Below are 14,427 nucleotides of genomic sequence, written 5' to 3'. Positions count from 1 at the left end.
TGTTGTTACTCACGTTGAGTCGGCGTGGACTTAGTCAGACTGTGGGTGTCTGAGACCAGAATGCTCTGCCAGTGCCGCCTTGGTGCCGGGCTACCGGATTGCTCGGGTTCGCCGAATCGGGCGAAAAAAATGGGTAACTCAGACTGACTGAGGCTGGTTGCTAAGGCCTCTCTGGCAGAATCGTGTTGCACAAGTACACTGATTGGGTGCATTGCCCATCCCCACTGCTGTAGTTTGAGCCATAAAGCACCTAGCCCTAAGCCAGCACGAAAAAGGGCTTCATCGCCTTCTTTACTGACATTCAGCGCCAGGTAGTGCGGCCCGGTTTCAACCAGCTCAGCAAGGCCCTGGGCCATTTTGGTTGGCAATCTGAGCAATTTATTCAGACCACTCAGGTGAGGATGAAAGGCGACTTTAAAAAAGGTTTTGAAACCGCCAGAAACCGGGCCAAATAGGTTGTGAAGGTAAAACCCATCTTCGTACTGGCGCCGTTCATCAAAGCGAATATAGCTATAGGTTTCGCGCCATGCGGCTTTGTTGGCAAAATCCAGGCCGGCATAAGTTTGTGTCAGGTGAGCCAGCGCTTTGCCATGCGTCTGCTGGTAATATATCCCAAGCGTCACCGGGTAAGGTTTGAGCACCGTGCTCAGCTCGTTACGCTGTTGCTCACTGAGCAGTGTGCTACGGTACGCTGAACGTACCGTATGGCGTTGTTGGAGCTGCTCAGACAAAGTCGCAAATGCGGTTGCCTGGTGCGCCTGCTCCGGTCCCGGCATAAAACGGATAAGTGCTCGGTCTTCGCCGGCCAATACTTGTTGCTCTTGCTCATCGCACCAGCGCCAGTGCAGCTGATACCCGCGCAGGTATATTAGTTGCTCAAGAAAGTGGAAGAAAATACCACAGCTGAGCAGCATTTCCCGTTCTAATGACGGCAGGCCGGTCAGTTTACGGCGGTTGTCTATGGCCAGGTAGCCACAGTGGATCACGGGATCGAAGTGAACGGCCCAGGGCTGACAGTTGTGTGAAGACGGCGCAAGCCGTGCCAGTGCGACAGCCTCTGCCAGTGTTTGTTCAAATGCAGTGTGTGTCATGATTGTTTTCCATTGTGTATAGAGAGTGTGGGGACTATCTCCTGGTGACCGGTAATGCAGACGGCACAGCAAAAATAGAGTGTTTGCCAGAGCCAATAGTTGGCAGGTGTCAGCGTGTTATTTTTGCTTGTTATGCGTCCGCATGAGGTGGCACCCAGGCTTGCATGTTGCTGGATGCGGATAGTACGTAAATCAAATGGTAAGCCCCGGCCATGGGATTTGAGATAGGCCTCGCACAAAGACCATTGCGTGGTCTGGGTGATTATGTCAGCCGACACCGCGTTATGATCAAACAAACGCTGCTGGTTGGAGACAGAAAAGCGGCGGTAGACCTGAATGTCGATGCCAAGGGGAGCCGGTGCTGTGGCAACAGCATACCAGTTCTGGCTGTGGCTGGTGGACACAGGCTGAGCAGGCTTCCCCTGGCCCTGATCGCCAAACGGCTGCCCGTACCTGGTATGATTGAGCCTGACTGAGGGATTGGCGCAGGCCCTTTGTAGTGCGAAATTGGCCAGTGCCCGGCACTGCTGCTTGACGGCAAGTCCCTGGTTCAAACGAGCGCGGGCGGGTAATAAAGCGTCAGTATACTGCCTGATGTACAAAATGGGCGAGACAACCGTCTCTCCCTCAGACGTCATACCGTGCTCAGTGATCACTGTTGATAACCCTGTGCGATACGCTCGCCTTTAAACTCCTCGACGACTTCAGCCATCTCATCAAAGCGACTAACCAGACTTTGGAACAGCGGGGTGGTCATATCCTGCTCAAACGCCTGCTCAGACTCTAAGTAGATGGTTTCTACAAAGTGGAACGGGGCATCAGCCTCGGCAGACGCTTCAAACACTGCAAAGGCTTTGACTGAATCAAGCTGTTCGCAGGCCTTGTAGTCCGTGGTTTCGACCCAGTCGCGAAAGGCGCCCAGGTGTTGAATGTGCTTAAGGCGAATTTTGTGTACGATAAGTTTCATAATGATTCCTGTGAATGAGCGTGTATTAAAGTCAGGTGATAATTGATGCCGCCGGTCCCAAAGGCATTGATGGCACCAATGCGCTGTTGGGTGTCTAGCAATGGCCAGGGTTGTGCCTGTTGTGGTACCTCAGCCGGAATGTCTTCGAATGGCAGTGCATCATTGAGCTCCCCTAGGATTGGGGTCGGTGGCATGCTGCCATGTTCCAGCGCCGCGAGCATTTTTGCCAGGCTAATGGCGCCGGCGCCTGCAAAGCAGTGACCAAAGTTATATTTTCCAGATCCCAGGTAAAGGGGTTGTGTGTGTTCACGACGATAGGCAGCGCAAAGAGATTCCAGCTCAGCCTGATCGCCGAGGGTGGTGCCAGTGCCGTGGGTTTCAATATATTGCACTTGCTCTGGGTTGACTGATGCTAGCTGTAAGGTTTTGTACATGGCCAGTGCCTGCCCCAGTGGGTCGGGCGCGGTCATAGAGCGACTGTCGCAGGAGCCTGAAATGGCATCAACATGGGCAATGGCATGGGTTGCGTCTGATTTTGATTGCAGGACAAACAAACCACCGCCATCCCCAGGGGTAAAGCCATCAGCCCCCTTAGCAAAAGGCCGAATGCGGGTAGCTGACAACATCATTTGTGCGCCACACAGCACCAGATCTCGCTCTAACGTTGCGGTTTCAATTCCTGCCAGCACAATGCCGTCATAACGTCCGGATTGCAGCCCTCTGACAGCATTGTGCAGTGCGGCCATGGAACTGGCACAGGCTGCCTCAATGGCGATACAGTCGGCATGTGGGATCTTCAGGTGTTCCGCTAACAACCGGGCACCACCTAACCCCGTTGCACCATACCAGCTCCAGCGATTGATTGGCGGTGGTGTAGGCTGAGGTAAATGTGTCGGAGCTGCTGGTAATTGATCCCACAGTGCACACGCGCCTAACTGACGATCGGCATTCAGAGACAGGTTACATGCCAGGATCACTGCCGGGCGTTTGAATTCTCCAATCTCGACAGAGTCTGTGGCGTTCAGCAGCCGCAGCTGGGACACATCCAGGCGCGCTTTTTTGGCCGGCATCATAGGCTTATTCAGGACCTGGTCGCACGGATCATGGCTGTCAAAGCTCATTGCTTGAGTTATGTAGGTGCTTAGTTTCTGGGGGGTTGCCCTAACAAATGTCGGTGCATTGAGTTGCTGTGCCGATTGCGATCGCAACAGGTCGTCACCATTGGCCAGTGTTTGCCAGAAATGGGTTTTGTCATCACCCAGTGCAGTGATGGGGCAATACTGAGTAATGGCCACCTGGTCGTCACTTGCGTTGGTGTTATCGTCTGATACTGCTTGGCTTATCTGCCAGTGTGGCCCAAAAGTTGCGGCGCCAGCACAGCGAGTTGCTTGGTCCAGGTGCATTTCAAGTAACTGATAAAAGACTTGGCTTGCACCGGCGAAATAGCGCGCGGTTTCCTGCTCTGTGGCTGTGGTGGTGATAGTCCCTAACTGCATCAGCATCGGCCAATCTTGTTGTTCGGCCGTGGTCACAGGGCAGACCACCAGAGAGATGGCGCCTTCGAGCCAGGGTTGCTGAGTTGAAATACCCTGATGATGCAGGATTTCAGTTTGTGGCTGGTGGTGAAAGCACTGAATACTGGTGAGGACAGCAAGCTGGCTGTCTGCATAGCGAAAGTTGTCCTGCGCTGCCTGTAACAGACGCAAACCGCCAAGGTCGCCGCCATCCAGGGTCTGACATTTCCCCCGGGTGTGGGCAAAATGTGCGATCCGGGCGGGTATGGTCGAGGCCATTTCTCCAACCCGATCGTGAGAGGTGGCTCCAAAGGTACCTGCCAGTGCCTGCTTGTATTCATCGATGCGTATTTGCGCACTGTCAGTACCAGCCAATTGTTCACCCAGGGTCCGTAACGCAGTCACTTTGGTGGCATTTCGATACGCCGCGTCACTGGCCATATGTGTTGCACAGAGTTGGTCGCAATGGTCGCGCTGAGTTTCACTGAGGTTCAGCTGGCTGAGTGCTTCTTCAGCAGCCAGTAGCGCCATTCGGGTTTCGCGACTGACCGCCTTGCGAAACAAAGGAGGAATAGAGAACTTTTTGTAATCAAAGTCATCGGTGTGCACTTGCCCACCTCTGAGTGGCTCAGCAGCGACCGACCAGCCAAATGGGTGGGTAAACTGACTCGGGTTGAGTGTCCCCTGTTTTGCCAGGTCGGCAAAGTTCATGCCGTTGGGCAAGGCACAGCCGATCCCGACTATGGCTAAAGGGGAAGTTGGGGGTCTGCTCATAATACGCCTCTCATAATTACATCAGCTCTGCCAGTTGTTTACGGTCAACTTTGCCATTGGCATTGAGTGGTAGCTGTGCAGTGACTATCACTTTATGTGGCAACATATAGGCTGGCAGTTGCTGTTTTAAAAATTGCTTTAATGCCAGTAGCGATGGTTTTTCTGCACCGTCTTTAAGAACGATCACGGCAATAAGCTGGTGCTGCTGTTCGCCCAGCGAGAGATGTAATGCAGACTGCTCTATGGCTGGGTGTTGATGCAGCAGGGACTCAATTTCCCCCAGCTCAACCCGATAACCGTTCAGCTTAACCATATCGTCGATACGGCCCCGATAGATGAGCCCCATCTCGGTCAGCTCAACCAGGTCGCCTGTTGCATGACAGTTTTGTTGGTGCAGTGCTGTGGCCCTGGGCAGGTCTACATTGGCATAACCGGGTGTAACACAGCGCCCGCCAATAATCAGCTCGCCACATTGACCCTGGCTTTCAGACAGTGGTGTTCGCTTTCCTGTATCATCTTCCAACCAGCCTTGTAATTCGGGTAGTAAGGATCCGATAGGCAGGTGACGCAGCCCGTTCAGCTGGGGGCGGTCAACTTGCCAGGCTACGCACACATTGGTTTCGGTCGGGCCGTACCAGTTATGCAGCGCGGTATTGGCGGGCAGGCAAGTGATCAAGCGTTGTAATGCCGCCACGGCAAATGGTTCACCGGCAAAAATGACCTGCTTCAGGGGAGCGGTGCTATGACTGTTAAGCTCTCCACTTCGCACCATCATAGACAGGATTGAAGGCACGCTGTACCAGATACTTACCTGGTGCTTCTTGATCCCTCTGATCAGGGCCAGGGGATCTTTTTGTTCCTGCTCGGTGATCAACCACACACAGGCACCGGTGCGCACGGCGGCAAAGAGGTCGAAAGTACTCAAGTCAAAGGCAAAACTGGCATGGTTGGCCAGGGTGTCTTCGCTGTCAATGCAAGTCGTGTGCACCGCCCAGTCAATGAAAAAGTCCAACATGTCGTGGCTTATCTGCACCCCTTTGGGCGTGCCGGTTGAACCTGAGGTATACAGGATCGCGGCAAGCGTGTTTTCCCGGTATTGACGTAATCGCGACATGTAAGCACTCAGGTCTTGCTCGTAGTCGCTGCTGTGGCTCAGGCTATCGAGTGTATTCAGCCAATCCTGGTCGAGTACCAATGCAGGTTTTGCTGCAGAGATAATACGTTCAACCCGGGCTTCAGGCTGGCTGTAGTCAATGGGAATATAATGGTTACCAGTGAGCCAGCAGGCGTAAATGGCGGCAACGGTGTCAGGATGTTTTGGCAGGTTTAACAGCACCGGTGCCTGATCCAGTCCCAGTGCGCACAATGCATTGGCTATCTGGCAGGCGCGTGCAGCGAGCCGGGCATAATCCCATTGCTGATCGGCACAGATCAGCGCCGTTTTATGCGGGGTCTGCTGAGCATGGCTCAGCAGGTTCAGTGCAAAACGGGCTGATGACGGAATTTTCGTCATACTCAGGCCTCCGCCAGTCCTGCTTTAACATCCTGATTGAGCGGGACACCGACTTCCAGCGCGCCTTCAACCAAAATACGATAGGCCTCATCCAGGTCGGCCTGAGTGTGTTCGCTGGTGATGCTCAGGCGCAAGCGGGCATCGCCAACTGCCACGCCCGGGAAGACCACGGTCTGACAGTACAGGCCACGAGCACGCACTGCGCGGCCAAGCGCCAGGGTTTTGGCATCATCACCGACAACCACGGGCACAATGGCAGAATCGGAGTTTTCCAGATCAAAGCCTGCCTGCAATAACAGATTGCGGAAGTAATAGATATTGTCCCACAGCTTGGTTAACCGCTCCGGCTCGCGCAACATCACGTCGATAGAGGCAATCACACCGGCTGCAACATGGGCTGGAATGGTTGCGGCAAAGACATAAGAGTTAGAAAAGAAGCGCAGGAATTCCACCACATCACCATCGCCACAGACAAATCCGCCTAAACCGGACAATGCCTTACTCATGGTACCTAACTCCAGATCGACTTCGCCTTTCATATTGAAATGCTCCGTGGTACCAGAACCAGTCTTACCCAGTACACCAGTGGAGTGAGCATCATCAACCAGCACGCGCGCACCATAACGTTTAGCAAGCTTATTCAGACGCGGTAAATCGACAATATCTCCGTGCATACTGAAGACGCCATCGGTGACGATCAGCTTACCACCGGGATGGTCGGCATACTTGGCCAGCGATTTTTCCAGGCTGTTCAGTGAGTGATTGTAAATCTTACGCTGGGCGCCAGCCAGTTTACAGCCGTCGGTGATACTCATATGGTTAATGGCATCGGTAAAGACCAGGTCATGTTTAGAGGTCAGTGCAGAAATACAGCCCAGGTTAGCTGAGTAGCCTGAGGGATAAACTATACAGGCTTCACGGCCTTTTAGTTTGGCCAGCTTACGCTCTAGCTCCAGGTGCAGAACGTTACTGCCTGCAATGATCCGACAACCGGTATTGGTTGCGCCATATTGGCCAGCGGCGTCTTGAATTGCCTGGATCACTTCCGGATGATTCGATAGGCCCAGATAACTGTTGGAGCCAAACATCAGAAACTCGCGACTGGTGCCAGTGACTTCATCGAACATCACGGCGCGATTTTTACAGGGCGTTTCCAGTGGCATACCGTACCAGTATAATTGCTGCGCTTTTTTCTTGTCGTAGAAGGGTTTGAACTCACGGGCCTTGTGAAACAGATCGCCGTGCTGGATCCCGACAAAGTCACGCATGGTGCGGTTATCGCCATCATCACTGTCGATTTGGTGTTGCACGTCGTCGCCGCGGGTCGCAGGGTTGAGCAGTTCGTCAATCAAGAGGTTTTTGGTGACCAGCTCATCGGCCCATTGTGCGCCTTTTTCTTCAACCAGTAGCTTAGCAAAAGCCTGTTCCAGTTCCGTCAGGGTTTTGCAACTGGGGATGCTCAGGTTGTCTCTTAGTCCCAGCGCTTTTAGCAGCTCGCCTTGTGCTGAAACCACGGTGACTGAATCTATCCCTAGGTCACTTTCAATCTCGGCATCCATACTCAGCTCTGCGGCATTGTAGCCACTGAAGCTGGCAAACACAGCAATCACTTGCTCGCGCAACCAGCTGTGTGCATTTTGCTTACCATCACTGCTTCCTGTTGTTTTGGCTTCACTGAGGTGAAATTCCTGTGCAGCGATTTGCTTCACCGCGTCAGCGATACAGTGAATGTTCTGAATAGACAGGGGATTTTTGAGTTGCAACTGCTTGGTCAATGCCGCGGTGACTTCGGCCAGCGCAATAGAATCTATCCCGAAGTCGTTCTCCAGGTGGCTCGTCAGATCCAGAGTATTAGCAGGGTACTCAGTCAGTTCAGTAAAGGTCTTCAGAACTTCCTGTTGCAGAGTTTCCATAATATCTGGGTTTACTTTTGGGTTTGTGGCACTCATATCTAGCCTCCTTATGCTTGCTCTGTCTGAAGGCGTTCAACCAGGGTGACCATGGCATCAACCGATGCAAAGTTGCCTGGATGGATCTCCTGCATACCTATGTTTAACTGGGTTTCTTGTTTGAGGTAATCGACTAGGTCAAAAATGGCCGCCGAATCAACGATATTCAGCTCAAACAAGGGGGTCTGCGACTCAAGGCCGTCTTGCTCGCCGTCGAGAAACTGTTCGGCGATATGCTTTAGTAATTTAGTGACTAACATCCTGCTACTCCTTCTGTTCGTGTCTGATCAGGCTTTTTCGCCGACAATCAGGGTCCGTGGCCCGGGGATCTCAAGAATACGGGCATTACTGAATCCGGCTTCATGGAAACGCGCCAGATATTCTTCACTGCTGCTTTCAATGCCGCCATCTGTGGATACCAGCATGTTCAGTGACAGCAGAGCGGTAAACTCAGGGCCTGATTTGTCATCATTCAACGGGGTTTCTGACGCAATAAAGCGGCCACCGGTAGGCATGGCGTTATAGATATTTTTAAGGATGGTGACCTGGGTTTCTGGCGCATAGTCATGCAACATCCAGCCAAGGTGGATGAGATCATAGTTGCCAATTGGCAGGTTGCCGGCGATCACGTCGCCTTCAACCACCTCAATGCGGTCGCCGTAGCCTTGCTCACCCAGCTTATCTCGCAAAAATGCCGACGCCTGCGGTAATTCACAGATCGCCAGCGACACGCCCGGGTGTGCATCGGCTACGGCAATGGGTAAGGTGCCAATCCCACTGCCAATATCTAAAAAGGAGTGATGCTGCGAGAAATCATAGTCTTTAACGAAGCCTTCGATGAACGGCGCAGCAAATTTACCCAAAAACTCCTGAAAATCAGCGACGTCATCCGGGTTTTGATACAAGATGTCGAACCAGCTGCGGTTGTCACCAAAGACGGCTTCACGCTGATTGGTGTCACTCTTCACAGCGCTGCTTAGTTCGCCCCACAGCGGATAGAGAAAGGTGTCGATATGACGACCCAACCAGCCCAGCCACATGGGTTCATCACTTAATAAAAAGGTATGGTGCTCCGCCGGTAATTGATACAGGTCATCTTGTTTGGTGAGATACCCCATGGCATGCAGCGCAATCAGCATTTGCTCTGTTGAGCGCAGTGGCGCGTTGATTTTGTCGGCCAGTTGCGCAGCGCTCAGGTCAGTGTCGCGAAAATGGTCAAACAGTTTTAGTGATAATGCAGCGGTTACCGCTTTGGCCTGAAAGAAGCCCATCATATGGTTAACGACATCTTGTTTGTTGAGAGTCATAAGTAATCCTTATCAATCATGTAGTACGTTTAGGGTCGGGCCTGCTCGGCTGCGCGACCCGTTTTCCTTAGTCTAAAAAGGTCGAAAGCTCTTCGCAGACACTGGCAAAAGCGCTGACAAAGCGGTCAATCTCGGGTTTGCTGATCACCAATGGCGGCTGGATCCGGATCACCGTTGAACTGTTGGCAGTAACAAAGGTGAGGATTTGATGATCCAGGCAGAACTTAGTGACAAACTTCAGGCAGAACATTTCTCCCAGCGTTTGCTCCATGCGTGTCATAGCGGCTTGCAGATGTTCGCGCACCGGATCGGGTAAGAATTTCCAGGTGCTATGCCAGTCACCCGGCAGACGGGTAGCAAACTCTCTGGCAGAAGCGGCAACTGCGCCGTCAAAGGTCTGTTCAAACTGGATCCCCAGCATCAGGCCCTGGCCCCGAATTTCGGCGATAAAGGGGTACTGGCCGGCGATGGCTTGTAGCTCAGATTTAAAATAGCTGCCCAGCTCATCAGCACGGGCTGCTAAATCTTGTGCGACAATTTCTCGCAGTGCCGTGAGTGCGGCGACAGAAGCCAGGTTACCGCCGCCAAAGGTGGAGGTGTGTACTAAGAAGCGATCAGAGGTGCCGTAAGCTCGCTGCCAGACATCGCTGCGGCACAAAGTGGCGCCAATGGGCAATAAACCACCGGACAGTGACTTGGACAGCATCAGCACGTCAGGCTCAATGCCTTCCCACTCACAGGCAAAGAGTTTGCCGGTGCGGGCCAGGCCAGTCTGTATCTCATCGACCATCAGCAAAGTGCCGGTATCGCGACAGATCTGTTGCACCGCGCTCAGGTATCCGGCTGGTGGCACGTGGACACCGCCTTCCCCCTGGATGGGCTCCAGCATGAGTGCACCCACATCGTCTCTTTGCAGGGCTTCGCGTAAAGCGTCGAGGTCGGCAAAGGGCACTTCGACCATGGTCTGGATCAGTGGCTGAAAGTATTTACGGTGTTTTTCCCGTCCTGTGATAGACAAGGCGCCGAGCGTTTTACCATGGTAGCTGTTTTTCAGATAAGCAATGCCTGGCTTACCGGTGGCGGCTTTGGCCAGTTTAATGGCGGCTTCTACGGCTTCTGTTCCTGAGTTACTGAAAAACACGCGGCCCATATTGCCAGGTGCCAGGTGGCAGAGGACTTCAGCCAGTTTGGCGGTGTGTTCCGGCACGGAAATATATTGAATGAAGTTGGGACCTTGCTCATCCAGGAAGGTTTTGACTGCCTGGCTGACGGCGCTGGGGTTGTGACCCAGATTAAGGCAGCCATAGCCCGCGACCATATCGAGATAGCCTGTGCCGTCGTTATCGTACAGCATGGTGCCTTGTGCCTTGCGGAACACATTGTCGCAGCGTTGTTGTTTTAAAAACTCCACCATCATTGGGTTAATAAACTGGTGATGGCGGTCCAGCGTGTCTTCTTTGGCCGGATCCTGGGCAATGATGTTGTCGATAAAGGTCAGGCGCTGACTGGTGTCGCCCTTGTCGATGGCATAGATGTCCTGATGATAATAGCGCTTCAGGTTGGTGACGTGCTGGCGGTCAATGCGTTCACCAAAAGAGGCAAGCGGATAGGCATAAAAGCCATGTTTCTCAGCCAGTTCACCAATTTCAAGCACTTTGACCGGTTCCAGGTAACGGCCCAGAGAGTAATTCTCCCGGCGCTGCTCCAGGGCCAGGACAATGGTCTCTGCCATACACCCGTTGAGCTGCTGTTTAATGGTGACATTCAGTGACTCTCCTCCCAATTTGACCGCATCGGTGGCTGTGACACAGCCACCGTCGATGATCAAAATGTCGTCACGGGCAGGGCGGGCATCCACATTGACGTCGCGTGGCAGTGCCACATCGATGAAAATGGAGCCAGGTTGTAGCTTGGCCACATCAATCACGCCTCCGGCTGAGGTGGCACCGGCAAATAGTTTGCACTCGTCGTACAGGTCGTCCGGGTTGCCAGTCAGGGAAACCCGCTGGTGATACTGCTCGGGCAGGTGACTGAGCATTTCCGCTTTGTCTTTGTGACCGGCGCGGTGCAGCAGTTTCAAGTTAAAGCCCTCGGCGAGCAGTAATCGGCTGAGTGCCAGGCAAATGGAACCTGGATAACCCACAATGGCGACGGTTTCTTTTTCCGGATTAATGTCCAGCCATTCTTTAATTTGCATCAGGGCTTTGTAGCCGGCATAGGTGGTCAGTGAGTTCCCTGAGGTAATGGGAATGGGGGATTTGGCGGCCGTGGCTTCACCACGACGACCAACTATGGAGGTAAATCCTCCCAGGCCAACTAACTCTGCACCGTCGGCGACAAACTCTTCTACGCCCGCAACAACACGTTCAGCAATTGCTCTGGGATCGGCAATCATTTCCTCGGCGATCAGTGGCATATATTTGATCATGCCTTCACAGGTTGCGCCGCTGGCGGACGTGATTTTGGCAAAGTTCATAAAGGGCACCAGGTTTGCTTTGCCCCACAGTTCACGGTTATAGCCGGTATGCTGATCTTGGGTGTTACGTTGTAGTAGATCGAGCATTTTCACGTAACGTTTCAGGCCGACTGAGGTCGGGTGGGCGATAAATCCAAACTTCATGAGTTAACTTCCTGTGCTGGTGGCATATCTGAGTCTGTGTTGTGCTTAACGGGATCGGCACTGTCGCGTTGCCAGCCTTTGGCTGTGGCCAGAGAAATGCCATCCCCTTCATTGTTGTGGCCGAGGACCACAGAGAACAGGGTCAGGCGTTTTTGTGCCGTGAGCGCTGTACGAACTGAGGTTTCATCAAACTGGGTCAGGGTTTGCGCAGAAATATCAAAGTCGCCAATTTGTTGTTCAAATTGTGACTGCGCCAGGTTGACCAAGCGCATCTGGCGCGAGGTGCGATTAAACAGGATCCGCTCCTGATAGGTGTTAATGACCGACAGCCCACCATTACAGAAATAAAACACACTGATACTCTTATCGAGTAGCTGCGGGTGGGTCAGAATATTGTCGATAAACGCCGGGAGAATATCCGGTACTATGCCTTTGGCCCCGTCGCCGATAAAGGCAATGACATTGGTTGGGCTGGTGTATGCCAGATAACCGCTGGCGAGCAGGGCATCGCCCATCAATGCTCGGCCATACCAGCCGGAAAAGCCGCGACGTGTTTTTGCTACATTGCGCACCGCAGAAATGCCACAGCGGCCGACATCGTACACCCCGGTGTAGTCATAGTCCTCATGCTCTATTAAGTCTTCTATCACGCGGTTAAGCTGACAGAAGAAATAGTTAGGCGACATGGGTAGGCTGGGCAGTTTACTGAGCACATCAGATTGCGTATCCGGGTAAGCCATGATCTTGGCCATACGTCTGGCGCGTAATGACTCACTGACATTCAGGTGCTTTTTGACCGCCTGCAGAAAATCGCGACAGCGCATGTGTAAATGCAGGTCGGCAAAGGGTGACAGGTGGTTTTGCTCCTGGGTCAGCTGCACCAGATGAACCTTACGCTCCAGGCGACCATCGGAAAATGGTGTGGCAATCTGTGCGACACGGCTTTTGAGCATAAACAAACACTGTTCATCGGTGCTGTTAAGCTTGTCATTGGTATGAAAATAGTTGTAAACCCTGGGGGTATAACCATAAATCGCCAGGGTGCCGAGATAATTGTCGTTGCGCTTGCCCTGATAGTATTTAGGGGCTGTGCCTGGGTGAGCGAGACTGTCTACCAGGGCAATACCTGCCTGCTGGGCAATTTCATGGATCAGGGCATACTCGTCATCGCTGACGGGACCGAGTTGCCAGACCAATTTTTCAGGCCCGTGATTGATGAGATCGATGGCTTGACGGAGTTCCTCTGTCATGATTTCAACGGGCTCATCGCTTGGGCTGGCTGGCAAGGCTTCAAGTGCTGGCAGGTCGAGCTCTATCGAAGATTCCAGCACATTTTGCGTTGCCAGTATCACCACCGGTCCCTGACCCTGATGATAGAGACGATATACCTCAGCGAGGTTTTCACCGATCTGCTCGATTTCATCCATGTATACGTACGGGATGCGTTTAGCAGCCAATACGTCGCGCATATCTTCGCTGGCCGTGATGGTGCCCTGAAAGCTATACCATTGACTCAGGCGATTTTCTGCAACGACGATGATCCCCTGCGCGGCGGTTTCTTTCAGATTCGCCAGCGTGCCTTTGAATTCGTCCATCATGCCTGAGGTGACGACTGCCAAGAATGGCATGCGGTAGAGTTGCCAGTTCGCCATGGCACCACAGGCAATCGCATGTTCATTTGGGCCACGTAGTACCAGTGCGCCTTGTTGTTCGGCGTGGCGGTCCAGGTGACCGATCAAATTAGATACGACGGAGCCGGTATAATAAGAGATCAGCCAGTGTTCTGGCGCTGTACGGGCAAAGAAGTTGATAAGCTGGTGGCCCAGGGTATTGTGTAGCGCCAGCGAGCCGACAGGTTTGACCCGCCGATTGGCATAGTTCATTTCGAAAAAATCCATCCACAGACGCAATAGTTCGGTCTGGAATGTCGCCGGGTCGGTACTGCGCACTATCTCTCGATATTGCTGTGGGAGATAGCTGTAGGGCGTGCGTAGTGCGCGAATAAAGGTCACGGTCGAGAAGCTGGTGTAAAAAGCGGGAATGCCGATTTTCTGCATCGCCCGGTAAAAGGCATCCAGGTCCCGATCGATCTGATCTATGCTGTCGTCCTGAAACCCCATTGAGGTTTGATCATAAAACAGCATACCGACCTGAAAATCGGGCTGCTCATTGAGCGCGTTGCTGTGAATAACCTTACCGGTGGCCTCTGCCAGGCTGGCACATTGGATCACCTGGATATTGATGGCTTTCTTTTGCCCCTTTAAAAAGTGGATGGCTTTGTTTCTCACTTCGCTATACAGTGAGCAAGGCACCAAAGACGGGTTTTTCAACGCAAGCTCTGACTGAATATGCACCCGGTTAAATACGTACTCCCGAATGTCGCTGAGTACACTTAACCCGGTATGGAAAAATTGCTCATCTCGGGTTACGACAATCACACCCACTGTGATGGTATCCTGCTTTGCACCACTGCGTTGCGTCTCGGCTTGCCAAATATGCTCAAAGCCGGATGCGCTCGACTGAGTGCTTAATCCTGTAATGCTTGTCATAATTTATTCCTTCTGCTGCCTAATAAAACTCGGTTCGCCTGAAAACTGCACGCAACGACCCGCAACGGCGGCAGCACGCTACTTGCCGTTGTATTGTTAAGTTGAATTTTTGGATGCGGGCCTGTGGCCCGCGATGGATTAGA

At 52.9% G+C, this 14,427-nt stretch carries 10 protein-coding genes; all 10 read right to left on the bottom strand.

Annotated features, from left to right (window positions below):
* Positions 1-5: 5 nt before the first annotated feature.
* Positions 6-1,091: a hypothetical protein gene (locus AT705_RS06640; RefSeq protein WP_058795992.1), complete on the bottom strand. Its 1,086-nt coding sequence runs from the start codon at positions 1,089-1,091 to the stop codon at positions 6-8.
* Positions 1,088-1,747 carry a 4'-phosphopantetheinyl transferase family protein gene (locus tag AT705_RS06635; protein WP_058795991.1) on the bottom strand — a complete coding sequence of 220 codons (660 nt, stop codon included), beginning with the start codon at positions 1,745-1,747 and terminating at the stop codon, positions 1,088-1,090. The genes AT705_RS06640 and AT705_RS06635 overlap by 4 nt, the downstream gene beginning before the upstream one ends.
* Positions 1,744-2,058 (bottom strand): RedY, encoded by a 315-nt coding sequence (locus AT705_RS06630; RefSeq protein ID WP_010382568.1) that lies wholly within the window; start codon positions 2,056-2,058, stop codon positions 1,744-1,746. Before AT705_RS06630 ends, AT705_RS06635 begins: the two co-directional genes overlap by 4 nt.
* Positions 2,055-4,346: a polyketide synthase gene (locus tag AT705_RS06625; protein WP_058795990.1), complete on the bottom strand. Its 2,292-nt coding sequence runs from the start codon at positions 4,344-4,346 to the stop codon at positions 2,055-2,057. Before AT705_RS06625 ends, AT705_RS06630 begins: the two co-directional genes overlap by 4 nt.
* 16 nt (positions 4,347-4,362) lie before the next feature.
* On the bottom strand, positions 4,363-5,859 hold the full coding sequence (locus AT705_RS06620; protein ID WP_058795989.1) for a D-alanine--poly(phosphoribitol) ligase: 1,497 nt from the start codon (positions 5,857-5,859) through the stop codon (positions 4,363-4,365).
* Positions 5,860-5,861: 2 nt separating this feature from the next.
* Positions 5,862-7,808 carry an aminotransferase class I/II-fold pyridoxal phosphate-dependent enzyme gene (locus tag AT705_RS06615; RefSeq protein WP_058795988.1) on the bottom strand — a complete coding sequence of 649 codons (1,947 nt, stop codon included), beginning with the start codon at positions 7,806-7,808 and terminating at the stop codon, positions 5,862-5,864.
* Between the two features lie 11 nt (positions 7,809-7,819).
* Positions 7,820-8,068 carry a hypothetical protein gene (locus AT705_RS06610; RefSeq protein WP_058795987.1) on the bottom strand — a complete coding sequence of 83 codons (249 nt, stop codon included), beginning with the start codon at positions 8,066-8,068 and terminating at the stop codon, positions 7,820-7,822.
* 27 nt (positions 8,069-8,095) lie between these two features.
* On the bottom strand, positions 8,096-9,115 hold the full coding sequence (locus tag AT705_RS06605; protein WP_058795986.1) for a methyltransferase: 1,020 nt from the start codon (positions 9,113-9,115) through the stop codon (positions 8,096-8,098).
* Between the two features lie 67 nt (positions 9,116-9,182).
* Positions 9,183-11,735: an aminotransferase class III-fold pyridoxal phosphate-dependent enzyme gene (locus tag AT705_RS06600; protein WP_058795985.1), complete on the bottom strand. Its 2,553-nt coding sequence runs from the start codon at positions 11,733-11,735 to the stop codon at positions 9,183-9,185.
* Positions 11,732-14,284, bottom strand: a complete 2,553-nt coding sequence (locus AT705_RS06595) for a hypothetical protein (RefSeq protein ID WP_058795984.1) — start codon at positions 14,282-14,284, stop codon at positions 11,732-11,734. Before AT705_RS06595 ends, AT705_RS06600 begins: the two co-directional genes overlap by 4 nt.
* Positions 14,285-14,427: the final 143 nt, after the last annotated feature.

Origin of the sequence: Pseudoalteromonas rubra (genome assembly GCF_001482385.1) — a bacterium.
In the GTDB taxonomy this organism is placed as follows: Bacteria; Pseudomonadota; Gammaproteobacteria; order Enterobacterales; family Alteromonadaceae; genus Pseudoalteromonas; species Pseudoalteromonas ardens.
Note: the sequence above shows the minus strand (reverse complement) of the source record. Positions and strands in the feature narration are given on the sequence as shown.